Here is a 23,356-nt window from a genome sequence, read left to right as displayed (position 1 = left end):
GCCTAATTTCAGATGTACAAACATCGGGATGCGCTCTTGGAATATCATGTAATAAACATGAGCTGAGGGGAAAATAACATGATAAAAAAAGCGATCATTCCTGCAGGCGGATTCGGCACGAGAAATCTGCCGGTGACGAAGGTGATTCCGAAAGAAATGTTTCCGGTAGGATCTAAGCCTGTGATTCATTATCTTGTTGAAGAATTAAAGGAGTCAGGCATTGAGGACATTTTGATGGTTGTATCGAGCTATAAAAATCTAATTGTCGACTATTTTGATTCCTCTTTGGCACTTGAGGCTTTTTTGGCCTCTAAGAATAAACTGCATTTGCTTAGTGAGCATCCCATTCCGGATATACGGATTCACTATGTGCGCCAGCCTTATGCAAAGGGTCTTGGCGACGCCATTTCTTTCGGAAAGCAATTTGCAGGCAAAGAGCCTTTTGCCGTCGTTTTGCCTGATGATCTGATTTTTTCCGCCAATCAGCCGGCTTTGGGGCAGCTGATTGAAGTGTATACGAAATATCAGTCCAGTGTGATCGGCTTAAAAGAAACAAAAACGGAGGATTTACATCATTACGGGGTGATAAAAGGGGAGTCTGTTGAAAAAGGGCTTTATCGCATACAGGATATTGTGGAAAAGCCTAAACAAAACCCTCCGTCTCATTTTGCCGCAGCAGGGCGTTATATTTTCACACCGGATATTTTTAATGAGCTGGAGGCATTAGAAGCTGATAGCGGAGGAGAAGTGCAGGTAACGGATGCGATAAAAGCTTCGCTCGGGGCATGTACCGTATACGGGAAATTGCTAGAGGGCGAGCGGTATGACATCGGCCTGCAAAAGGATTATCTGAAGCTGATTTACGATATGCTGAAAACGGAAAAGAACCCCCAATAATCGGGGGTTCAATCAGCGTGGAGATCGCCGAATGTGGTCATGATTCCCTCTTCGTCAAGTTCTTCTTCATAGCGCTCATGGGCTCTGCTTTGATAAACGGTAATTTCTTTTCCAGTGATATCTGTAGCGATGAAATTTTCGTAAGACTCCGTATTGCCGATATTCTCTTCGGCATTCATCGTCATATCATCATAGCTGAGCGGAGGGTTTTCCATATCCTGCGGCGTTTGTGAGTTACCATATTTTTCGACATCCTGATAGGAATCCTCACTGTCATATGGCGCTCTGATTTCTTCATCATCATCAAATTCAAATTGCCCGAATGGTGTTTCTTCTTCAATCGGACGGTCTTTGGAAACCACGTCCTGTGAAGAATACTCCGCGAGGGTTGTGGCAGTCGGAAGCGCTTCAAGTCGTTCGAAAGGGATTTCCTTTCCGCTGACTTCACAAATGCCATACGTACCGTTTTCTATCGCCTTCAATGAATGCTCAATGTCCCGAAGGTGTTCTCTCTCATGCAAGTCTAGAGCGATGTCTTTCTCACGCTCGTAAAGTTCTGTCGCCTGATCGCCGGGATGGTTGTCGTATGCCGAAAGCTCACCCCACGAATCATAAGGAAAGGCTGAATTAAGCTGAAAATGATCATTGTCTTTGAAACGGTTTAAGATATCTTTTTTCGTTTGTTCCAGTTCATTTTTTAAATGCTGAAGCTGTTCTTTCGTAAGCAATGTGATCGCCTCGTTTCTCTGTGATGCATACCTTTAGTATGAACAGATCGCCTGAGAACTTTCATAAATGGCGGGTGGAGGAATATAGGAGGTTTTCCTTTTATGGTAAGCGGATACAACCTTTGCTATCAGTGGAGAAAGAAATTTGAGCTTTGTTTCTTTTTCATTTCTGAAATTAGGTTTATAATAGGTAAGGCAGGCCATTTGGACTGCATGATCTGTGTTTGACACAAAGGAGACACAGGTGTATGGTATTAAAAGCATTTTAAGGATTATGGAGGAATGTCTCATGGTGACAACGGTGCAGCGTACGTTCCGAAAGGAAGTTCTACATGCATTACATAAAGCCAAAGAAGTCAACCATGCTGTCTTAATAAGCTATTCGAGACAAATCGAGTCTCTTGACCCTCTATCATTTTTCAATTACGGAGCAAAAAAATATACAGGCAATCGATTTTTTTGGTCAGATCCTGAAAGTGAATTGACAATAGTCGGTCTTGGCAAAGAAGCGGTTTTCCAGACAAATCAAAAAAACAGCGAGCGGTATCGTGAGGTTTTTGAACAATGGGAGCGCTTTAAAAAGACGGCTTTTCATATTTATGAAGAAGAAAAGCTGCAGCATTCTGCAGTGGGACCTGTGTTATTCGGAGGATTTTCTTTTGACCCTTGCGAAGAAAGAGGTTCACAATGGGACCATTTCTCGGAAGGGGATTTCTTTGTGCCTGCGCTTATGCTGACGATGACTGCTGAAGGCCCGTTCTTAACAGTTAACAGATGGGTAAGCGGAGGAGAAGACGCAGAAGCTGTTTTAGAAGGCTTAAAAGCTTTTGCGGCGGAATTTATGGTTCCCGATTTCAAGCAAGAAGATCAGGCTGTGATTGCAGCAGCCGAAGAGCTGGATAAGGATGATTGGCTGAAAGCAATCGAAACAGCCACAAGCCAAATTAAAGGGAAACAATATGATAAGGTTGTTCTTGCCCGAGAGCTGCTGCTCACGTTTGACGGTCCAATCCAAATTGAACCGGTGCTTAAAACGCTTCTGGACGATCAGCAGACAAGCTATGTTTTTGCAATTGAACAAGAAGGCAAAACTTTTGTCGGCGCGTCTCCGGAAAGACTGATCAAAAGAGACGGCGGCACTGTCATGTCTTCCTGTCTGGCAGGCTCCATTAAACGAGGCGTGAATGAAGAAGACGACCGCCGGATAGGCCTTGAATTATTAAACGATGAGAAAAACCTGCTTGAGCATGATATTGTGGTAGGTATGATTCATAACGCTTTTGTATCAAGCTGTTCAGAGGTTGAAAAGCCTGATGGACCTGTTTTGTACAAAACAAAAAGCGTTCAGCACCTGTTTACGCCGATTGTTGGACAGCTGCGCGAGTCTGCTTCGATTTTTGACTTAATTGAGAAGCTGCACCCCACTCCGGCACTTGGGGGATCACCTCAGGAAAAAGCTGTTGACGTGATCAGAGAGATTGAACCGATGTCTCGCGGCTGGTATGCGGCCCCTATCGGCTGGATTGACAGCCAGGATAACGGGGAATTCGCGGTAGCCATTCGTTCAGGGCTCATCGAAGGAAGCACAGCAAGGCTGTTTGCCGGGTGCGGTATTGTGGAAGACTCGGAACCAATCTCGGAATATGAAGAAACACAGATTAAATTAAAGCCGATGATCTCTGCATTAGGAGGTGAGAGGCGTTGACAGTCAACCCGATTACTCATTACATCGGAAGTTTTATTGATGAATTCGCCCTTTCCGGAATTACGGACGCCGTCGTTTGTCCGGGCTCAAGATCTACACCGCTGGCTGTTCTTTGTGCTGCGCATCCCGATATCAGCGTCCATGTCCAAATTGATGAAAGGTCTGCCGGATTTTTTGCCTTAGGTTTGGCAAAAGCGAAGCAGCGTCCCGTACTATTGATCTGTACATCTGGAACAGCCGCGGCCAACTTTTATCCGGCTGTGGTTGAAGCCCATTATTCAAGGGTGCCTATTATTGTGTTAACTGCTGATCGGCCTCATGAGCTGCGCGAAGTAGGCGCACCGCAGGCTATTAATCAGCACTTCTTATTCGGTAACTTTGTTAAGTTTTTCACAGACTCTGCTCTTCCTGAAGAGTCTCCGCAAATGCTGAGATACATCCGAACGCTGGCAAGCCGCGCTGCCGGAGAAGCACAAAAGCGCCCAATGGGGCCTGTCCATGTGAATGTGCCGCTGCGCGAACCGCTGATGCCGGATCTTTCAGATGAGCCGTTTGGAAGAATGAGAACAGGGCGTCATGTGTCTGTGAAAACGGGTACGCAGTCTGTTGACCGCGAGTCCCTGTCTGATGTGGCTGAGATGCTCGCAGAGGCTGAAAAAGGAATGATCGTCTGCGGAGAGCTCCATAGTGATGCGGACAAGGAAAACATTATTGCGCTTTCAAAAGCGCTTCAGTATCCAATTTTAGCGGATCCGCTGTCTAATCTGCGGAATGGTGTTCATGATAAAAGCACTGTTATTGATGCGTATGATTCGTTTTTAAAAGATGATGAGCTGAAGCGGAAACTTCGTCCTGATGTTGTCATTCGGTTTGGGCCGATGCCTGTTTCAAAACCGGTTTTCTTATGGCTTAAGGATGATCCGGCGATTCAGCAAATCGTGATTGACGAGGATGGAGGGTGGAGAGACCCGACACAGGCAAGCGCGCATATGATTCATTGTAATGCGTCTGTTTTTGCTGAGGAGATCATGGCAGGCCTTACTGCTGCTGCCAGATCCTCAGAGTGGCTGGAAAAGTGGCAGTTTGTCAATGGGCGGTTTCGCGAGCATCTGCAAACAATCAGCAGTGAAGATGTTTCGTTTGAAGGTAATCTCTATCGAATCCTTCAGCATCTTGTGCCTGAAAACAGCTCGCTGTTTGTGGGAAACAGCATGCCGATCAGGGATGTTGATACGTTTTTTGAAAAGCAGGACCGCCCTTTCCGGATTTATTCAAACCGGGGAGCAAACGGGATAGACGGTGTCGTCTCCTCTGCCATGGGGGTATGTGAAGGAACAAAAGCGCCTGTTACCCTTGTGATTGGAGATTTATCTTTTTATCACGATTTAAACGGCCTGCTGGCTGCCAAAAAGCTGGGTATTCCTCTTACTGTGATTCTTGTCAATAATGACGGAGGAGGGATTTTCTCCTTTTTGCCGCAGGCTTCTGAGAAGACACACTTTGAAGATTTGTTCGGCACACCGACAGGGCTCGATTTCAAGCATGCGGCTGCACTTTACGGCGGAACGTATTCATGCCCAGCTTCTTGGGATGAATTCAAAACAGCTTACGCGCCGCAGGCAGACAAGCCCGGACTCCATTTGATTGAAATCAAAACGGATCGCCAATCAAGAGTCCAGCTTCATCGCGATATGCTGAATGAGGCTGTGCGGGAAGTGAAAAAACAATGGGAACTGTAAACATAACGGTATCAGATGGTGTCCGATATGCAGTGGCAGACGAGGGGCCGAATGCTTCCGAAGCCGTCGTCTGTCTGCACGGGTTTACCGGCAGCAAACAATCATGGACTTTTCTTGATGAGATGCTGCCTGATTCCCGCTTGATCAAAATTGATTGTTTAGGGCATGGGGAAACCGATGCCCCGCTGAATGGGAAAAGATACAGCACAAGCCGGCAAGTTTCTGACCTTGCCGAGATTTTTGATCAATTAAAACTTCACAAAGTGAAATTGATTGGGTATTCTATGGGAGGAAGGCTTGCTTACTCTTTTGCGATGACATATCCCGAGCGGGTATCGGCACTTGTGCTTGAAAGCACGACGCCGGGGCTCAAAACACTTGGGGAACGGCGGGAACGAATCATGCGGGATCGGAAGCTTGCTGATTTTATTTTACGAGACGGGCTCAAAGCGTTTGTTGCGTATTGGGAGAATATCCCTTTGTTTTCATCTCAGCAGAGGCTGGCTGAAGATATTCGGCACAGGATACGATCGGGCCGTCTGCGGAACAATAAGATTGGGCTTGCGAACAGTTTAACCGGCATGGGCACCGGTTCACAGCCTTCCTTGTGGAGCCGTGTAAAGGAAATAGATGTTCCTGTGCTTCTGATCTGCGGGGAGTGGGACGAAAAATTTTGCGCCATCAATCAAGAGGTGCATAAGATGCTTCCTTCTAGTAGAATAGAGATTGTTCCAAAAGCAGGACATACGGTCCATGTGGAACAGCCGCGATTGTTTGGTAAAATAGTGATTGAGTTTTTGACAAGCATCTGACTCATTCACATAGAGAATAAAAGGAGGTCATCATATGGCTGAATGGAAAACAAAACGGACATACGATGAGATATTGTATGAAACGTATAATGGCATTGCAAAAATAACAATCAACCGACCTGAGGTACATAATGCGTTTACCCCTAAAACGGTTGCTGAAATGATTGATGCGTTTGCTGACGCAAGAGACGACCAAAACGTTGGGGTTATCGTGCTTGCCGGTGCAGGGGACAAAGCATTTTGTTCTGGCGGAGACCAAAAAGTGCGCGGCCACGGTGGATATGTAGGAGACGACCAGATCCCGCGTCTTAACGTATTGGATCTTCAGCGTTTAATCCGCGTCATCCCGAAACCGGTTGTTGCGATGGTGTCCGGATATGCGATCGGCGGAGGCCATGTGCTTCACATCGTATGTGACTTGACAATTGCTGCGGACAACGCAATTTTCGGACAAACAGGCCCTAAAGTGGGAAGCTTCGATGCAGGTTACGGTTCTGGCTACCTGGCTCGAATTGTAGGACATAAAAAAGCACGTGAAATCTGGTACCTATGCCGTCAGTACAACGCACAGGAAGCACTGGACATGGGTCTTGTCAACACAGTCGTTCCTTTGGAACAGCTTGAAGAAGAAACGATTAAATGGTGTGAAGAAATGCTTGAAAAAAGCCCGACCGCACTGCGCTTTCTTAAAGCTGCGTTTAACGCGGACACAGACGGACTTGCTGGAATTCAGCAGTTTGCAGGGGATGCTACCCTTCTTTACTACACAACAGATGAAGCAAAAGAAGGCCGTGATTCCTTTAAGGAAAAACGCAAACCTGATTTCGGACAGTTCCCTCGTTTCCCGTGATCAGCAATACTTAGTAAACCAACAGCTTGAGACTTTGAGGTCCAAGCTGTTTTCTTTTCAATACAGACATTTTACCTCGGAGATGATGACATGCTGACAGAACAGCCCAACTGGCTCATGCAGCGGGCACAGCTGACACCTGAGAGAATCGCTCTCATTTTTAGAGACCAAACCGTGACATTTGCAGAATTATTTGCCGCGTCTAAGCGAATGGCGGCACAGCTTGACGCTCATTCGGTTCGGAAAGGGGATACTGCGGCTATTTTGCTCCAAAACCGTGCGGAAATGGTATACGCCGTTCACGCTTGTTTTTTGCTTGGTGTTAAGGCGGTGCTTTTGAATACGAAGCTGTCAACACATGAAAGGCTGTTTCAGCTGGAGGATTCCGGATCCGGCTTTTTACTGACAGATTCAAGCTTTAACAAGAAAGAGTATGAACACATCGTTCAAACGATTGATGTGGATGAATTGATGAAAGAAGCAGCACAGGAAATTGAGATCCAAGCTTATATGCAAATGGATGCAACGGCAACGCTGATGTATACGTCGGGTACGACAGGAAAGCCCAAGGGAGTTCAGCAAACGTTCGGAAACCACTATTTCAGTGCGGTGTCGTCCGCTCTTAATTTGGGTATAACAGAACAAGACCGCTGGCTTATCGCATTGCCGCTCTTTCATATCAGCGGATTGTCCGCATTATTTAAATCTGTGATCTATGGAATGACTGTCGTGCTTCACCAGCGTTTTTCCGTAAGCGATGTGCTGGATTCTATCAACAGGCATGAAGTGACAATGATATCTGCGGTGCAGACTATGCTGGCCAGTCTTTTGGAAGAAACAAACCGCTGCCCTGAATCCATCAGATGCATTCTTCTCGGCGGCGGTCCTGCACCGCTGCCATTGCTTGAGGAATGCCGTGAGAAAGGATTCCCTGTCTTTCAGTCATATGGAATGACAGAAACATGCTCGCAAATTGTTACCCTGTCGCCGGAATTCAGTATGGAAAAGCTCGGATCTGCGGGGAAACCGCTGTTTTCGTGTGAAATCAAAATAGAGCGGGACGGACAGGTATGTGAACCGTTTGAACACGGTGAAATCATGGTCAAAGGCCCGAATGTCATGAAAAGCTATTTTAACCGGGAGAGCGCAAACGAAGCCTCTTTTCAAAATGGCTGGCTGAAAACAGGTGATCTTGGTTATTTGGACAATGAAGGCTTTTTATATGTATTAGACAGACGCTCAGATCTGATCATATCCGGCGGAGAAAACATTTATCCGGCCGAAGTGGAGTCAGTGCTGCTTTCACACCCCGCTGTGGCCGAAGCCGGGGTTTCAGGGGCTGAGGACAAAAAATGGGGGAAAGTGCCTCACGCCTATCTTGTCCTTCACACGCCTGTGAGCGCAGAAGAATTGACTGACTACTGTAAAGAACGCTTGGCGAAGTATAAAATTCCGGCAAAATTCTATGTGCTTGACCGCCTGCCGCGCAATGCGTCTAATAAGCTCTTGCGAAATCAGCTGAAGGATGCGCGTAAAGGAGAACTGCTATGATCGAAATAGAAAAAATCACGCTTTACCATTTGAGCATGAACTTAAAGAAACCGTTTAAAAACAGTATCGAAACGCTTCAAGAGCGTAAATTTCTGATCGTGGAAGCCATTGATACAACAGGTGTCACAGGCTGGGGAGAAGTTTCCGCTTTCTCTTCGCCTTGGTACACCGAGGAAACCATTGGAACATGCTTGCATATGCTAAAAGATTTTTTTATCCCAAATGTGGTCGGCCGTGAATTCAATCACCCTTCAGAAGTGCCGGACAGCCTGGCGCGTTATAAAGGAAACCGGATGGCAAAAGCGGGACTTGAATCGGCTGTCTGGGATATCTATGCCAAAAAGAAGGGCGTATCCCTTGCTGAGGCATTGGGCGGAACAAGAGATAAAGTCCCTGCCGGGGTGGTAGTCGGCCTGGCGCCTCTTGATGATATGCTGAAGGAAATTGAGAGCTATCAAAAAGAAGGTTATCAAAGAATAAAAATTAAGATTCAGCCTGGGCAGGATGTGGAATTGGTCAAGGCCATCCGCAGCCGATTCCCAAACATCCCGCTTATGGCCGATGCCAATTCCTCTTACGAACTGAAGGATATCAGCCGCTTAAAGGAGCTTGATGAGTACCATTTAATGATGATTGAGCAGCCCCTTCAATCCGACGATATCGTTGACCACCGCCACCTGCAGAAACATTTGAAAACGGCCATTTGCCTTGATGAGAGCATTTGTTCAGTTGATGATGCGAGACGGGCGATTGAGCTAGGAAGCTGCAAAATTATTAATATAAAACCTTCTCGTGTCGGCGGCTTAACAGAAGCCTTAAAAATTCATGATTTATGCAAAGAGCAACATATGCAGGTTTGGTGCGGCGGAATGCTGGAAACAGGCATATCAAGAGCGCAGAACGTGGCGCTTGCTTCACTGCCTCAATTCACAATACCTGGCGATATATCTTCATCCTCACGATATTGGGATGAAGATATTGTAACCCCTGATATTCGTATTGATAATGGATTTATTTCTGTGTCAAAACAGCCTGGTTTAGGGGTTGAGGTGAATCAAGACATTATGCGAAAATATGTGACCAAAATGGATGTTTTCACACAGCATGGGTAAGAAAAAAGAATTTTGCTATTTTGAATAAATGACACTGTGCTGTTACAGTAAAAGTGTTCGTTGAATACATCCCTTCTCGTTTGGACCGGCTGCTGACCCAGCCGGTTTTTTTATGTAAATCAGCTTGACAAAAATGGTCAAACGCGATAATTTTGCACAAAGGAAACTTTTTGTCCTGTGTAAATAAAACATGCTTTTGGCTAATTTAATGTCACATGTCTAAGAACTGACAACATAAGATAAAACAATCGGACATTGATGGCAAAGAGGAGGAGAAATATGAGACGAGGGCTGATGGCAGCAGTGCTTTTTGCGACCTTTGCTTTAACGGGATGCGGAACGGATTCAGCCGGAAAAAGCGCTGATCAGCAATTACAAGTGACAGCGACAACATCTCAAATTGCCGATGCAGCAGAAAACATCGGAGGTGAACATGTAAAAGTCACCTCTTTAATGGGACCGGGGGTTGATCCGCACCTCTACAAAGCTTCCCAAGGTGACACGAAAAAATTAATGTCTGCCGATGTTGTTCTGTACAGCGGGTTGCATTTGGAAGGGAAAATGGAGGATGTCCTCCAAAAAATCGGCGAACAAAAACAATCGGCGGCAGTAGCTGAGGCCATTCCGAAAAATAAGCTTATTCCCGCGGGGGAAGGCAAGACGTTTGATCCCCACGTCTGGTTCAGCATTCCGTTATGGATCTATGCGGTGGATGAAATTGAAGCGCAATTCAGCAAAGCAATGCCTCAGCACGCAGATGCCTTTCGGAAAAATGCCAAAGAGTACAAAGAAGATTTGCAATATTTAGATAAGTGGTCGCGTAAAGAGATCGCACATATTCCGGAGAAAAGCCGTGTGCTTGTGACTGCTCATGATGCGTTTGCGTACTTTGGGAATGAGTATGGATTTAAGGTAAAAGGCCTGCAGGGACTCAGCACAGATTCGGACTATGGATTAAGGGATGTTCAGGAGCTGGTTGATCTTCTGACAGAAAAACAAATAAAAGCTGTGTTCGTAGAAAGCAGTGTATCTGAAAAATCAATCAATGCAGTGGTGGAAGGCGCTAAAGAAAAAGGCCATACAGTCACAATCGGCGGTCAGCTTTATTCGGATGCCATGGGTGAAAAGGGCACAAAAGAAGGCACATACGAAGGAATGTTCCGCCACAATATCAACACGATTAGTAAAGCGCTTAAATAAAGAAAAGAGGTGAAGGATATGTTCCCTGTTGAGCTTGATAATGTGACGGTTGCTTATCATAAAAAGCCTGTACTGCAGGACATTTCGCTGCAGATGCCGGAAGGAAAACTTATTGGCATTATCGGCCCAAACGGCGCAGGAAAATCAACCTTGATCAAAACGATTCTCGGTCTTGTGCCCCGTGCTTCCGGAGACATCTCTATTTACGGCAAAGACTATAAGGATCAGCGGACCAGAATCGGATATGTTCCGCAGCGCGGCTCGGTTGACTGGGATTTCCCCACAAGCGCGCTCGATGTCGTCCTAATGGGAAGATACGGGAGAATCGGTTTATTAAAGAGGCCAAAGAAAGCGGATGTGGAGATGGCGAAGGCCGCATTAGCAAAAGTCGGGATGCTTGATTATGCGAAGAGGCAGATCAGCCAGCTGTCAGGCGGCCAGCAGCAGCGGGTGTTTCTTGCCCGGGCACTCTGCCAGAACGCTGACATTTATTTTATGGATGAACCGTTTGCAGGTGTCGATGCAGCGACGGAGCGGGCGATTATGACACTGTTGGCAGAACTCAAAGAAAAAGGAAAAACCGTGCTTGTCGTCCATCATGACCTGCAGACCGCCGAGGATTATTTCGATTGGATCTTACTGCTTCATTTAAGAAAAATCGCTTTCGGACCGGCGGAAAACGTGTTTACGATCGAAAACCTGCAAAAAACATATGGAGGAAGGCTTACGTTTTTAAAAGATAAAGTGCTGGCAGAAGGACATAAGGAGTGAGCGCGATGTTTGAAAGTTTGTGGCTGCAGCTCCAGCATCCGAATACACAGTGGGTGCTGGCCGGTACGCTTTTGCTCGGGATGGCAAGCGGTGTTTTGGGCAGCTTTGTGCTGCTGAGAAAGCAAAGTTTAATTGGCGATGCGATGGCCCATTCAGCTCTGCCGGGAGTGTGTCTCGCTTTTCTGTTCACCGGGCAAAAATCACTGCCTTTCTTTTTGCTGGGTGCGGCGCTCGCCGGGCTGCTCGGAACGTTTTGTATTCAGCTGATTCCGCGGCTTTCAAAAACAAAGGAGGACTCGGCGATCGGGATTGTTCTTTCTGTGTTTTTTGGCGTCGGGATCATTCTGCTGACATATATTCAGCAACAGGGGGCGGGAAGCCAAAGCGGGCTTGATTCTTTTTTATTCGGCCAGGCTGCTTCATTGGTCAGGCAGGATATCATCCTTATTGCAGGAATATCCGCTGTTCTACTGCTCCTATGTATTGTTTTCTTTAAGGAATTTACATTGATTACTTTTGATCTCGCGTTTGCAAAGGGATTAGGAATCCCGGTGCGTTTTTTAAACGGGCTTTTGGCTTGTCTGATTGTCTGTGCTGTCGTCATTGGGCTTCAGACTGTTGGTGTGATATTAATGGCGGCTATGCTGATTACACCTGCCATAGCTGCGAGATATTGGACCGAACGATTAACCGGGATGATCGTCATTGCCGGGATTACAGGCGGGGTCAGCGGCGTGGCCGGAACCCTGCTTAGCACCACGATGAAGGGAATGGCGACAGGGCCATTAATGATCTTATCTGCAACGCTGCTCTTTCTATTTTCAATGATTTGCGCGCCTAAGCGGGGATTGGCTGCTAAAGCCATAAGGCTGATGAGGCTGCGGCGCAGAACAAGCAGGGAGCAAGTGCTTTTGGAGATTTATGAACAGTATGAAAAGAATAATCTTTGTGTAACTGTTGAAAGTGTAAGAAAGAAAAGACGCCTATCCCCTTCATTATGCCTTAAGGCATTAAATGACTTGGAACAAGAGAGGTGCATTGAGCGTATCGAAAATGGAATTTGGCAAATCACAAGCAAAGGGATAGAAAAAGGCTATCACACAGCTTTGAAGCAGCGGATGTATGAAGTGTATCTCATGCATGAAATGGAACTTGCCAATATAGAATCCGATCAGGACTGCTTTGATCCGGACCGTTTACCGAGAGAAACGAGAGAGCGGCTTTATTCACTCTTAAAGCTGTATGGACGGATGCCTGAGCGTCGAAAAGCGTCTCATGATGCCGAGAAGGGACAGATCGCAAATGAGTTTTGAAGCATGGATTATAGCTACCGGTGTATTAGTCGGTGTAAGCTGCGGATTGATCGGCACATTTCTTGTGCTGAGAAGCATGGCGATGCTGGCCGACGCAATCAGTCATACAGTGTTGCTTGGCATTGTCGGCGCTTTTCTAGTGACGGGAAGTCTCGATGGGATTTCTATGTTTATTGGCGCAGCCGCAACCGGTCTGTTAACGGCTTTCTTGGTTCAGCTTCTTCATAGCAAGGAGGTTCAATCAGATGCTGCCATAGGAGTTGTGTTTACATCCTTATTTGCAATCGGGGTTATTTTGCTTTCTGTATATGGAGCGAATGTCCATCTCGATATTGAGCACTCGTTAATGGGAGAAATCGCTTTTGTGCCGTGGAATACGGTGACGGTATTCGGGGTTGATATTGGGCCGAAAGCGTTTTGGATGCTGGCATCTGTTTTGGTTTTAAACGTAGTGTTGATCAGTGTGTGCTATAAGGAGTTTAAAATCGCTTCGTTTGATCCTCAAATGGCCTTAGCCTTGGGAATACCGGTTTTGCTCATTCATTACGTGCAAATGGGCATGCTGTCCCTGACGACTGTTGCTTCCTTTGATTCGGTGGGTGCTGTATTGGTTGTGGCCATGCTGATTGTTCCGCCTGCTGCGGCACATTTGCTGACAGACCGGCTTCTTTATATGCTGATTCTCAGCGCGTTGATTGGCGGGCTGTCGGCGGTCATGGGCTATTTCTTCGCAACGTGGCTTAATGTTTCGATTTCAGGAGCGATGGCGGCCATGACAGGTGTATGTTATGCAAGCGCCTTTTTGTTTTCACCTTCAAACGGGGTCATGACTAAAAAGTTAAGAACACTCAACATGCAAAAAGAAAGAGCTGGCTGACGCAGCTCTTTCTTTTAATTACAAATCATGCGGCTTAAACGTTTTGCAGTCTGTTTCCCGGCTGTTTTCAGCCGTTTCACCAGTATGGCTGACAACATAAATGGCATCAGCGGTGCATTTGTTACCTTTGCCCCAATAAGAACAGTTGTTGACCTCACATAGAATTTTCTGCTCCATGCCATCCCCTCCTTATAAAGGTTCTGGATTAGTATAGCCGGCTGGCTTGCCCTCTATTCCTCCTGGCGGATATAGCGTTTATCTCGCATAAACATTTTCCAGAAGAAATAAAAGCCCGGAAATAGAATGATAAATGCAACGATATAAGTCGCAAACAGCGCCCTGAACGTTGCTGGCTCTGTGAAGCCTGACATGACTGTCACATCAGGATAAATCATATACGGAAGATGCGCCCGCCCGTACGCGTAGCTTGCGAGAAAATACTGTATCCCAATCGCGACAAGTGCAAGCCGCGGTTTTCCAATGTTTTGCCCAAAGCTCTTATTAGGCAGAAAAAGGGCGATTCCAGCAATGACAAATGTAATAAACGATGCAATAATCCAAGTAAAATCATTCAGCATTCCGCTGTACAGCCAGTTAGCTTCATTCCGCATTGTCACCATGATGCATACAGCAAACAACAGTGAAATCGGGCCGGTAATCAGGGCGCTTTTTCTGTAGGCTCGGTACGCATCCTGTTCCTCTGCCACATTTGAAACATCTGCAAGCAGCAGCGAGGACAAAAATAAGGTGCTTAAAATCGCAAACCCGATAAATGAATAGGCGTTGGGGCTTGAAAAGATTTTAGACATATTTAAGTTATAGATTCCATCCGTTTTTTCTATAAACCCTCCGTGTGTCACAGGAAGCACCAAAATTAAAATAGCAGGAATGATAAAGCCGGAGATGCCGGAAATATATCTTAGCGTTTTCCGCTCCTTTGCTGTATTTGAAAAAACGAGAAATCCGCTTCGAATCGCTAAAAGCAGCAAAATCATGCTTCCGGGAATTAATAAAACGGTTCCGAGCACAAATGTCGCGCCGGGGAAAAAACTGAAAAGCGCCACGACGATGGCTACTATAAAGACGTTTGTGACCTCCCAAGTCGGGGACAAAAAGCGATTCGCAATATCGGTGGCCTTCATATGCTCCTTGTTTAAATAGATCATAGACCAAAATCCCGCTCCAAAATCCATTGTCGCCATGACGGCGTAAATAAACACAAAGCCCCAGATAATTGAGATGGCGATCAGAGCGTCAGTTGAAATCTCCATTTGTACGATCTTCCTTCCATTTGGTTTCCTGTTTGCGGAGCCATTACGACTCCGCTGTATTTAAATCTTCGTCAACCGGGTGCTTGCGGAAATAATACAGCAGCACGTAGACAACAGCTGCGCCTAACACGGCATAAACAAATGTGAAAAATAAGAACAGCACCCCGATCGAGCCAGTCGTTGTTACGACATCTGACGTTTTCAGCAGATGATAGATGACCCAAGGCTGCCTCCCCGTACATGCGAAAATCCAGCCGAATTCAATGCCGATGAGACTAAAAGGGCCTGCTGTCATGAAAATGACCAAAAGCCACGTTGGGAAACGGTCTTTCTTGAGCACCTTTCTCCAGATCACTCCGATAATGGAATAAAGAATAAGCAGCATGCCTACACCGACCATCGCATTAAACAGCGTGTGAATGAAAAGCGGCGGCCATTCATCTCTCGGAAATGCATTTAATCCTTTTACAACAGTGTCAAAACGGTTCGCTGCCAAAAAGCTTAAAGCCCATGGAATCTCGATTGCCCATTTTACTTTTTCTTCATTCGGGTCGGTAAAACCGCCTATAGCGAGCGGGGCGTGGGATCTTGTTTCAAACAGGCCTTCCGCACCGGCTAATTTTTCGGGCTGGTATTCGTACAGCATCTGTGCAGATTCGTGTCCGTTCAAAGCGGTCAGCAATGAAAAAATACCGCCGATCGTCAGTGCGAGCAAAAGGGCTTTCCGGTGAAAGCGATAGACCTTTTCCTTTTTCCTCGTCCGGATCATTTTATATGCTGCCACAGAAGCCACGATAAACGCACCGGTCATAAACGCGGACAGCACGACATGGCCGGCAGTGATAAAAAAGCTAGGATTAAAAAACGCAGCCCACGGGTCAACATCTGTAATTTTTCCGTTTAAAATTTTAAAACCGGCGGGTGTACCTTCAAAAGCGTGAACATTCGTAATCAGAACAGCTGATGCTGCTGCCCCGACTAACACAAAGAAAACAGCAACAATCCTCATTGCAGGTGACAAACGGTCTGCAGCGTATACATAAATCGACATGAATAGGGCTTCAACAAAAAAAGCATAGATTTCAATTTGAAATGGCAGGGACATCACCCGGCCGATGACTTCCATAAATCCCGGCCATAAAAGCGCGAGCTGAGTGCCCGCGATCGTTCCGGTCGGTATGGCGACCCCCAGCAAAACGGCTTGTGCTTTCGTCCACCTTTTCGCCATGATCGCATAATGGTCATCTTTCGTTTTTTGATAGATCAATTCCGCCACTAAAATCATGAGCGGGAGACCGACTCCAAGCGTTGCGAAAATGATATGAAAGCCCATTGTCGTGCCAAAGAGGCTTCTGGCCAAAACTAAATCATCCACAATCGTAAACCACCTTTCTAAAAAGACGTTCTGTATGTATTTTGGGTTTATTATTTGCTTCCTCGGTTAGATTATTCTTCCTATTCTTAAATGCCATAAGGTTTACGATGTGAAAACAGAGGGAAGGATATAAGAAGATTGACAAAACGTTTGTAAGGTTATAAAATAAAACGTAATTATTACGATTTATTGAAAGGAGATTCACATGAAAGAAGGAATTCATCCGAAGAACCACAAAGTGATATTTCAGGATGTCAACAGCGGCTACCGTTTTCTCAGCACCTCTACGAAAACATCTAATGAAACAGCAGAGTGGGAAGACGGAAACACATATCCTGTCATTAAAGTAGAAGTAAGCTCTGACACGCATCCGTTTTATACTGGCCGCCAGAAATTCAATGAAAAAGGCGGACGAGTTGAGCAGTTCAAAAAACGCTATAACATGGGGAAATAAGGCAGACCAGAGGGTTTGTCTTTTTTTATTATGACGAATAAACAAGGGTTGTGATATATTGAAGAGTAAAAAGAATAGAAAGGGACAACGAACATGAGTCTTCTAAATGATATTCTTGAATTTAACAAGACATTTACTGAACAAAGAGAGTATGAAAAGTATCAAACATCAAAATTTCCAGATAAAAAAATGGCGATTCTTTCTTGCATGGACACTCGTCTGGTTGAACTGCTGCCGCATGCGATGAATTTGCGAAATGGTGATGTGAAAATCATTAAAAGTGCCGGTGCGCTTGTGACACACCCATTCGGAAGCATCATGAGAAGTTTACTCGTCGCAGTGTACGAGCTGAATGCAGATGAGGTGTGTGTGATCGGGCATCACGATTGCGGCATGAGCAAAATCAGCAGCAAAAGCATGCTTGAAAAAATCAAAGCAAGAGGGATTCCGGAAGAACGCATCGAAACAATAAAGTACTCCGGTGTAGACTTTGATCAATGGTTTAAAAGCTTTGATTCAGTGGAAGCGAGTGTGAAAGACAGCGTAGACGTTATTAAACATCACCCGCTGTTCCCTGAAAACGTTCCGGTCCATGGCTTAGTCATTGATCCTAAAACCGGAAAACTGGATCTTATCGTAAACGGTTATAACAATTAATGTTTTTGTTTCTTTTCAGGAACGGGATCGACTCCTCCCGGATGGAACGGGTGGCATTTCAAAATCCGTTTGATTGTCAGCCATCCGCCTTTTAAAGCGCCATGTGTTTTAATCGCTTCGATTCCATATTGGGAACAGGTCGGATAAAAGCGGCACGTTGGCGGTGTCAGGGGCGAGATGAATTTTTGATATCCTCTGATCAGAGCGATGAATAGGGTTTTCATATTTCTTCAGCAACCTTTCTGATGCAAGTATAAGAAAAAAAACACAGATTGAAAAGTTAATCAATAATTCTTATCGGAAAAGTATGTTATAATGAAATTACATTTTTAAAAAAGGGGAGAGTGCCATTATGCCTTCAGTAGAAAGTTTTGAGCTTGATCATAATGCGGTTGTTGCTCCATATGTAAGACATTGCGGCGTGCATAAAGTGGGAACAGACGGCGTTGTAAATAAATTTGACATTCGTTTTTGCCAGCCAAATAAACAGGCGATGAAGCCTGACACCATTCACACACTCGAGCATTTGCTCGCGTTTACGATTCGTTCTCACGCTGAGAAATACGATCATTTTGATATCATTGATATTTCTCCAATGGGCTGCCAGACAGGCTATTATCTAGTTGTGAGCGGAGAGCCGACATCAGCGGAAATCGTTGATCTGCTTGAAGACACAATGAAGGAAGCGGTAGAGATTACAGAAATACCAGCTGCGAATGAAAAGCAGTGCGGCCAAGCGAAGCTTCATGATCTGGAAGGCGCTAAACGTTTAATGCGTTTCTGGCTTTCACAGGATAAAGAAGAATTGCTAAAAGTATTTGGCTAAAATAGAAAGGACCTTTTTGCGCATAAGCAAAAAGGTCTTTTTTGTGACGTCTCATATTTTATGTACCATTTGCTGTAAGCGTTTGCTACTATTTAGGTAAACGATGAAAGGGTGATGGCATGAAAAAGATGTTGGTTGTTCTGCTTTTTTCTGCTTTATTGCTTAATGGATGCGGATCTGGTGAAAGCAAAGCAAATACAGCTGAGACGCCGGAGGTTTTGGATGTCAAGCTGACCGGGCCTGAAAAAGTAAATCCCGGAGAAAGCGCTGCTTATGAAGCAGCCGTATCATATGGTGATGAAGCTGTGACGGATGCCGATGAAGTAGAGTTTGAAGTATGGAAAGAAGGGGAAAAAGACGCAAGCCAAATGTTTAAGGCGAAACAAGAAAAAGGCGTATACCGATTGGAAACGACGTTTAAGGAAGATGGTGTATACACTGTCCAATCCCATGTCACAGCAAAAAAACAGCATAGCATGCCGACCTTAAAAGTCCAAGTCGGAGACGCCGATGCTGCCAGCAATCAGTCAGAAGAGGAGCATTCACATCATCATTGATTGTGTGAATCAGAGTGATTTTCTTGTGGTGGATCAATGGTATGCTTTACATTATAGGCTTTTACAGTCGTCCAAATGGTTACAAGCAAAACAGCCAGCACAATCAAAATACTTATCGTAATGAGAAGCGTCATGACATTCCACCTCCCGTTTTTTAACAATTGTAGCATAATAGAAGAAATCGTGACAGATAAGGGTAAAAAAGAGGTTTTAGCGTACGATATTAAGGGTATACATAGTCATATAACAAGGAGGAGATACCATGTCAGAACAATTGATTCAAGCAGTGAACAAACAAGTAGCCAACTGGACAGTCATGTATGTGAAACTACATAATTATCACTGGTATGTGAAAGGAAAAGATTTCTTCACTCTTCATGAAAAGTTTGAGGAGCTGTACAATGAAACGGCAACTTATATTGATGACTTAGCAGAACGTCTTTTGGCGCTGAACGGAAAACCGATTGCAACAATGAAGGAATCCTTAGAAACGGCTTCTGTCAAAGAAGCTGCTGGAAATGAAACAGCTGAACAAATGGTTCAAAGCGTATATGATGATTTCACAGTCATCGCGGAAGAGCTGAAAAACGGCATGGATTTAGCTGATGAAGTCGGTGACGAAACAACAGGGGACATGCTTCTTGCGATCCATCAAAATATTGAAAAACATAACTGGATGCTAAAAGCTTACCTAGGTTAAGTTCAAAAATAGAACGGCCGGATGTCTTAAAAAAGACGTCCGGCTTTTCTTTTTGTATCTTAAAAATAGGCGACAACCAGTCCATTTTTCTGAAAAATCCAATCCGTTCGGCTTGTTTACCATAGAATATCGTAAGGCCGTTTCTGTGAAAGGATGTTGGGATAAATGGATAGAGACTTTGGCATCTTTTCGTTTTTAGCAGTCAGCGTTTCAGCAGCGGGTTTTTTCTTTGGAGGTTTTCAGTATTCATTTCTGATTTTGCTCTCTCTTATGGCAATTGAATTTATCAGTACGACTTTGAAGGAAACCATTATTCACAAACTGTCATTTAAAAAGATATTTGCCCGGCTTGTCAAAAAATTAGTCACGCTGGCTCTGATCTCTGTATGCCACTTTTTTGATCAGCTGCTGAATACACAGGGATCAATTCGTGACTTGGCTATTATGTTTTATATTCTTTATGAATCTGTGCAAATTGTTGTGACAGCCAGCTCTCTTGGCATACCGGTTCCTCAGATGCTTGTCGATCTTTTAGAAACGTTAAAAAATAAATTTAAGCGCAAACCGTAACTTTTCCCTGTTCGAGGGTCATAATAAAGCCCAGAGCGTCGGTCGCACTTTTCGGCAAAAGCTATCGCAAAAAACTGTACGAGCTAGTCTGCATGCAGAACCTGACGGCGTGCTGGGTTTCCCTTATTTTTTGATAAAAGGCTTCCGAAGAAACGTAACTGTGGTATGATGTATGGAAGATAGCTAGGAACGGATTTGAGGGATAAACATGTACGAGTTTAAAGATTATTATCAGAATACTGTTCAGCTTTCCTTTGACGATCAGCCTTTCTCGGACAGCCCGAAGCATGTCTGGGTGATTTGCCGTTTTGGCGGCAAATGGCTTTTAACAGAACATGAGGACAGAGGCTATGAGTTTCCAGGCGGGAAAGTAGAGCCGATGGAGTGCGCAGAAGAGGCTGCGCTCCGGGAAGTAAAGGAAGAGACGGGCGCGAGAGTCAAAAGCCTCAAGTATCTCGGACAGTATAAAGTTCTCGGAAAAGAAAAAGTGATTGTAAAAAATATATATTTTGCAGATATAGAAAAGCTTGAAAAGCAGGCTGATTACTTTGAAACGAAAGGCCCGGTTTTGTTTCACGAGCTGCCGGAGAACCTTTCCCGCAATAAAAAATTCAGCTTTATTATGAAGGATTCCGTTCTTCCGATCAGCTTGAAAAAACTGAAAGAATCTGGATGGATTGAATAAAAAACCCGGCACATGTGCCGGGTTTTTTATGTCCTCCCCTTCGTCCATTTCTTTTCCAGCAGCTCGACGCCCTGATACATCAGAGTGGCGAAGATGGCGATGATCAGCAGGCTTAAGAAGACGAGTGTAAAATTGAAGACTTGGAATCCGTAAATAATCATATATCCTAATCCGACCTTCGAAACGAGGAATTCCCCTACAATAACGCCAACCCATGATAAACCGACGTTCACTTTTAGTGTTGAAATAATCGCGGGGGAGGATGCAGGCAGTATGACTTCTTTAAAAATAACCCACTTTTTTGCGCCGAATGTTTTCATGACTTTCGTATAGTTTTCGTCGACCTCTTGGAAGGCGGTGTAGACAACGATGGTTGTGATAATGACGCTGATGATGGCTCCCATCGCAATGATGCTGATAAAACTGGGACCGAGCGCGACAATCAGGATCGGGCCCAGGGCCACTTTCGGCATTGCGTTCAAAATCACAAGATACGGATCTAAAATTCTGGCAAGTCGGTTAGACCACCATAACAAAGCGGCTAGGCACGTGCCCATAAACGTCCCGAGCAAAAAGCCAAGCACCGTTTCAAATAAAGTGACGCCGATGTGTGACAGTAAAGAACCGTCACCAAGTTTCTCCAGCAATAATCGCCACACAGCTGATGGAGAGCTGAAGATCAGCGGATCGATCCAGCCCTGCCTGCTGGAGATTTCCCAGCCCGAGAAAAAGAGAATAAATATGGCAAGCTGAAAGGAATGGACCTTCCACTTTTCCTTTTTCTGTTTGAATTGATACTGCTCGTGAAGCAGATCAATGGTTTCTTTGCTGTTTCTCAAGAGAATTCAGCTCCTTCCATATCGTTTGAAACAGTGTCTGGAAGGAAGGTTCCTGACGGGCGTCAAAAGGCAACATCGCGGCCAATTCCTTAGGAATGGTAAAAATCTGATGGATGGTGCCCGGCTGATTTGAAAATAAAAAGATCGTATCGCTCATCGCTATCGCTTCCCCTATATCATGAGTGACAAGCACTGCTGTTTTTTGATATTCCTTTAATGTGCGGAATACCAGGTTTTCCAAAGACAGCTTTGTCTGAAAATCAAGCGCGGAAAATGGCTCATCCAGCAAAAGCAGACTAGGGTTAGGCGCAAGTGTTCTTGCAAGCGCAGCCCGCTGGCGCATCCCGCCTGACAGCTCTTTCGGATATTTTTTCTCCACATCTATGAGGCCGAACTCCGGCAATAGACCGAGTGCAGCGGCTTTGCTTTCTTCTGTCAGCGTGTCGGCGATTTTTAAACCGAGAAGCACATTTTCCTCGATAGATTTCCAGGGAAATAAGTAATCCTGCTGAAGCATATAGCCAATATTATGTTCTTTTTGATTCGGCTCACGGCCTTCAATCAGAACTCTGCCTTCTGATGGCTCAATCAAACCGGCAATAATGGAAAGCAGTGTTGTTTTTCCGCAGCCGCTTGGGCCGAGAAATGAGATGAAATCGCCTTTTTCGGCATCGAAATGAATATCCTGCACAGCCGTTGTTTTTTCTTTAATAGAAAAATAAGTATGGGTTACATGGTCGACATGTAAGAAAGACATAGATGGCGCCTCCTATTTCTCCGAGGTGACTTTTTCAGCAATTTCTTTATTTACAAGCTGATTGTATGGAATGTGCTTCGGCAGTTCTCCCGATTGATCCATAATGGTTTGGAGAAGCTCCCATTCTTTTTCGTTAAGCAGAGGGTCTGGTGAATATGAATGCTGTTTTTTATAGCGTTCAATGGATGTTTCGATGACGTCTGGGTCGGTATCATCAAATTCATCTTTAATGGCATCTGTGATGTCCTTCGCAGAATGGTTTTCAACCCACTGTTGCGCCTTATAAATGGCTTTTGTAAACTTGACGGCTGTGTCTTCATTTTTCTTCAAATAGCTTTGTTTCGCCATAAAAGTCGTATAAGGAACCTCTCCTGATTCTTCTCCGAATGAAGCCACGATATGGCCGATGCCTTTTTTCTCAAAGAGAGAAGCCTGCGGTTCAAAGAGCTGTACATACTCACCGGTTCCAGAAGCAAACGCATTGGCAATATTGGCGAAGTCTATGTTCTGGATGAGGTCTATATCCTTATGCGGGTCAATCTTATGTTTGTTCAGTACATACTCGCCGACCATTTGCGGCATGCCGCCTTTTCGCTGACCGAGAAACGTTTTTCCTTTCAGCTGATCCCAGTCGAAGTGTTCAACATCTTCTCTCGCGACAAGAAACGTTCCGTCTGTCTGAGTCAGCTGGGCGAAATTAATGACGGGATCTTTAGCCCCTTGCGCTTCGACATAAATAGATGTTTCTGACCCGACAAGCGCGATGTCGGAGCCGTTGGAAAGAAGCGATGTCATCGTTTTATCTCCGCCCCAGGTCGTATTCACATCGACATCAAGCCCTTCTTCCTTAAAAAAACCTTTAGACTCAGCAACATATAAAGGTGCGTAAAAAATTGAATGGGTCACTTCAGCTACTTTGACTTTGGTGAGCGTTTCTTCCTGCTTGCAAGCCGCCAGGGCGATCATCAGAAAGATACTGCCGACACAGGCGAAGCCCAGCCTTAACCATCTGTTCACATAGACAACCTCCTTATTTCGCATCAAGTTAATATCCTTTTTTGCTTTACATATCGTATGATGGGTATAAAAATGTGTGAATGCCTAACCAGG

General features: G+C 45.1%; 27 protein-coding genes. 18 read left to right on the top strand and 9 right to left on the bottom strand.

Features of this window, described 5'->3' with window-relative positions; all coding sequences use genetic code 11:
• Positions 1-78: 78 nt before the first annotated feature.
• A complete protein-coding gene (locus NYE20_RS16730) occupies positions 79-897 on the top strand; it encodes a UTP--glucose-1-phosphate uridylyltransferase (protein ID WP_103803292.1) in 819 nt (272 codons plus the stop codon).
• Positions 898-905: 8 nt separating this feature from the next.
• Here the strand turns inward: NYE20_RS16730 and NYE20_RS16725 are convergent, their stop codons facing one another.
• Positions 906-1,625: a yteA family sporulation protein gene (locus tag NYE20_RS16725; protein ID WP_003229046.1), complete on the bottom strand. Its 720-nt coding sequence runs from the start codon at positions 1,623-1,625 to the stop codon at positions 906-908.
• 289 nt (positions 1,626-1,914) lie between these two features.
• Between NYE20_RS16725 and NYE20_RS16720 the strand changes: the two genes are divergently transcribed.
• From NYE20_RS16720 to mntD, 10 genes are all read left to right on the top strand, one after another.
• Positions 1,915-3,330: an isochorismate synthase MenF gene (locus NYE20_RS16720; RefSeq protein WP_015483599.1), complete on the top strand. Its 1,416-nt coding sequence runs from the start codon at positions 1,915-1,917 to the stop codon at positions 3,328-3,330.
• Positions 3,327-5,069: a 2-succinyl-5-enolpyruvyl-6-hydroxy-3-cyclohexene-1-carboxylic-acid synthase gene (gene menD / locus NYE20_RS16715; RefSeq protein WP_015251379.1), complete on the top strand. Its 1,743-nt coding sequence runs from the start codon at positions 3,327-3,329 to the stop codon at positions 5,067-5,069. Before NYE20_RS16720 ends, menD begins: the two co-directional genes overlap by 4 nt.
• Positions 5,057-5,881 carry a 2-succinyl-6-hydroxy-2,4-cyclohexadiene-1-carboxylate synthase gene (gene menH / locus NYE20_RS16710; protein ID WP_161621758.1) on the top strand — a complete coding sequence of 275 codons (825 nt, stop codon included), beginning with the start codon at positions 5,057-5,059 and terminating at the stop codon, positions 5,879-5,881. The genes menD and menH overlap by 13 nt, the downstream gene beginning before the upstream one ends.
• Positions 5,882-5,915: 34 nt before the next feature.
• A complete protein-coding gene (gene menB / locus NYE20_RS16705; protein ID WP_003229054.1) occupies positions 5,916-6,731 on the top strand; it encodes a 1,4-dihydroxy-2-naphthoyl-CoA synthase in 816 nt (271 codons plus the stop codon).
• Between the two features lie 90 nt (positions 6,732-6,821).
• Positions 6,822-8,282 (top strand): o-succinylbenzoate--CoA ligase, encoded by a 1,461-nt coding sequence (locus NYE20_RS16700; protein WP_163136114.1) that lies wholly within the window; start codon positions 6,822-6,824, stop codon positions 8,280-8,282.
• Positions 8,279-9,394 carry an o-succinylbenzoate synthase gene (menC, locus tag NYE20_RS16695; protein ID WP_163136116.1) on the top strand — a complete coding sequence of 372 codons (1,116 nt, stop codon included), beginning with the start codon at positions 8,279-8,281 and terminating at the stop codon, positions 9,392-9,394. The genes NYE20_RS16700 and menC overlap by 4 nt, the downstream gene beginning before the upstream one ends.
• A gap of 279 nt (positions 9,395-9,673) precedes the next feature.
• The gene (mntA, locus tag NYE20_RS16690; RefSeq protein ID WP_161621756.1) at positions 9,674-10,594 is read left to right on the top strand and encodes a manganese ABC transporter substrate-binding protein/adhesin MntA; all 921 of its coding nucleotides are present in this window, start codon (positions 9,674-9,676) and stop codon (positions 10,592-10,594) included.
• 18 nt (positions 10,595-10,612) lie between these two features.
• Entirely contained in the window at positions 10,613-11,365 is a 753-nt protein-coding gene (gene mntB / locus NYE20_RS16685) for a manganese ABC transporter ATP-binding protein MntB (RefSeq protein ID WP_046160761.1), read from the top strand.
• 5 nt (positions 11,366-11,370) lie between these two features.
• Positions 11,371-12,678, top strand: coding sequence for a manganese ABC transporter permease MntC (mntC, locus tag NYE20_RS16680; protein WP_070547670.1), 1,308 nt, complete (start codon positions 11,371-11,373; stop codon positions 12,676-12,678).
• On the top strand, positions 12,668-13,555 hold the full coding sequence (mntD, locus tag NYE20_RS16675) for a manganese ABC transporter permease MntD (protein WP_049140986.1): 888 nt from the start codon (positions 12,668-12,670) through the stop codon (positions 13,553-13,555). Before mntC ends, mntD begins: the two co-directional genes overlap by 11 nt.
• Positions 13,556-13,573: 18 nt before the next feature.
• Here mntD and NYE20_RS16670 read toward each other — a convergent pair whose 3' ends face one another.
• The 3 genes from NYE20_RS16670 to NYE20_RS16660 are packed head-to-tail and all read right to left on the bottom strand — an operon-like array spanning position 13,574 to position 16,201.
• Positions 13,574-13,732 carry a DUF1540 domain-containing protein gene (locus NYE20_RS16670; protein ID WP_003229069.1) on the bottom strand — a complete coding sequence of 53 codons (159 nt, stop codon included), beginning with the start codon at positions 13,730-13,732 and terminating at the stop codon, positions 13,574-13,576.
• A 53-nt stretch (positions 13,733-13,785) separates the two neighbouring features.
• A complete protein-coding gene (locus NYE20_RS16665; protein WP_014477746.1) occupies positions 13,786-14,826 on the bottom strand; it encodes a cytochrome d ubiquinol oxidase subunit II in 1,041 nt (346 codons plus the stop codon).
• 43 nt (positions 14,827-14,869) lie between these two features.
• Positions 14,870-16,201 carry a cytochrome ubiquinol oxidase subunit I gene (locus NYE20_RS16660; RefSeq protein ID WP_032726463.1) on the bottom strand — a complete coding sequence of 444 codons (1,332 nt, stop codon included), beginning with the start codon at positions 16,199-16,201 and terminating at the stop codon, positions 14,870-14,872.
• Between the two features lie 205 nt (positions 16,202-16,406).
• Here NYE20_RS16660 and NYE20_RS16655 point away from each other — a divergent pair, with 205 nt between their 5' ends.
• On the top strand, positions 16,407-16,655 hold the full coding sequence (locus NYE20_RS16655) for a type B 50S ribosomal protein L31 (RefSeq protein WP_003219346.1): 249 nt from the start codon (positions 16,407-16,409) through the stop codon (positions 16,653-16,655).
• Between the two features lie 93 nt (positions 16,656-16,748).
• Positions 16,749-17,312, top strand: coding sequence for a carbonic anhydrase (locus NYE20_RS16650; protein WP_014477744.1), 564 nt, complete (start codon positions 16,749-16,751; stop codon positions 17,310-17,312).
• On the opposite strand, the gene yidD is transcribed toward NYE20_RS16650, so the two are convergent.
• Complete coding sequence (yidD, locus tag NYE20_RS16645; RefSeq protein WP_003229076.1) at positions 17,309-17,536, bottom strand: membrane protein insertion efficiency factor YidD; 228 nt, start codon at positions 17,534-17,536, stop codon at positions 17,309-17,311. The genes NYE20_RS16650 and yidD overlap by 4 nt on opposite strands.
• A gap of 128 nt (positions 17,537-17,664) precedes the next feature.
• Between yidD and NYE20_RS16640 the strand changes: the two genes are divergently transcribed.
• Positions 17,665-18,138, top strand: a complete 474-nt coding sequence (locus NYE20_RS16640; protein WP_003219361.1) for an S-ribosylhomocysteine lyase — start codon at positions 17,665-17,667, stop codon at positions 18,136-18,138.
• Between the two features lie 119 nt (positions 18,139-18,257).
• Positions 18,258-18,695 (top strand): FixH family protein, encoded by a 438-nt coding sequence (locus tag NYE20_RS16635; protein ID WP_014477743.1) that lies wholly within the window; start codon positions 18,258-18,260, stop codon positions 18,693-18,695.
• Here the strand turns inward: NYE20_RS16635 and ytzI are convergent.
• The gene (gene ytzI / locus NYE20_RS16630; protein WP_003229081.1) at positions 18,689-18,829 is read right to left on the bottom strand and encodes a YtzI protein; all 141 of its coding nucleotides are present in this window, start codon (positions 18,827-18,829) and stop codon (positions 18,689-18,691) included. The genes NYE20_RS16635 and ytzI overlap by 7 nt on opposite strands.
• A 128-nt stretch (positions 18,830-18,957) precedes the next feature.
• Between ytzI and NYE20_RS16625 the strand changes: the two genes are divergently transcribed.
• The 3 genes from NYE20_RS16625 to ytkD all read left to right on the top strand — a co-directional run bounded on the left by NYE20_RS16625 (position 18,958) and on the right by ytkD (position 20,650).
• Positions 18,958-19,395, top strand: a complete 438-nt coding sequence (locus tag NYE20_RS16625; RefSeq protein ID WP_003229083.1) for a Dps family protein — start codon at positions 18,958-18,960, stop codon at positions 19,393-19,395.
• 165 nt (positions 19,396-19,560) lie between these two features.
• Positions 19,561-19,965 carry a holin family protein gene (locus NYE20_RS16620; RefSeq protein WP_021480358.1) on the top strand — a complete coding sequence of 135 codons (405 nt, stop codon included), beginning with the start codon at positions 19,561-19,563 and terminating at the stop codon, positions 19,963-19,965.
• Positions 19,966-20,173: 208 nt separating this feature from the next.
• The gene (ytkD, locus tag NYE20_RS16615) at positions 20,174-20,650 is read left to right on the top strand and encodes an RNA deprotection pyrophosphohydrolase (protein ID WP_003229087.1); all 477 of its coding nucleotides are present in this window, start codon (positions 20,174-20,176) and stop codon (positions 20,648-20,650) included.
• Positions 20,651-20,676: 26 nt separating this feature from the next.
• On the opposite strand, the gene NYE20_RS16610 is transcribed toward ytkD, so the two are convergent.
• The 3 genes from NYE20_RS16610 to NYE20_RS16600 are packed head-to-tail and all read right to left on the bottom strand — an operon-like array spanning position 20,677 to position 23,263.
• A complete protein-coding gene (locus tag NYE20_RS16610) occupies positions 20,677-21,489 on the bottom strand; it encodes an ABC transporter permease (RefSeq protein ID WP_003229090.1) in 813 nt (270 codons plus the stop codon).
• Positions 21,464-22,246 carry an ABC transporter ATP-binding protein gene (locus NYE20_RS16605; protein WP_042977546.1) on the bottom strand — a complete coding sequence of 261 codons (783 nt, stop codon included), beginning with the start codon at positions 22,244-22,246 and terminating at the stop codon, positions 21,464-21,466. Before NYE20_RS16605 ends, NYE20_RS16610 begins: the two co-directional genes overlap by 26 nt.
• Before the next feature lie 12 nt (positions 22,247-22,258).
• The gene (locus NYE20_RS16600) at positions 22,259-23,263 is read right to left on the bottom strand and encodes an ABC transporter substrate-binding protein (protein ID WP_015483593.1); all 1,005 of its coding nucleotides are present in this window, start codon (positions 23,261-23,263) and stop codon (positions 22,259-22,261) included.
• Positions 23,264-23,356: the final 93 nt, after the last annotated feature.

Source organism: Bacillus sp. FSL R5-0416, from assembly GCF_037975425.1.
GTDB classification, from domain to species: domain Bacteria; phylum Bacillota; class Bacilli; order Bacillales; family Bacillaceae; genus Bacillus; species Bacillus subtilis.
Note: the sequence above shows the minus strand (reverse complement) of the source record. Positions and strands in the feature narration are given on the sequence as shown.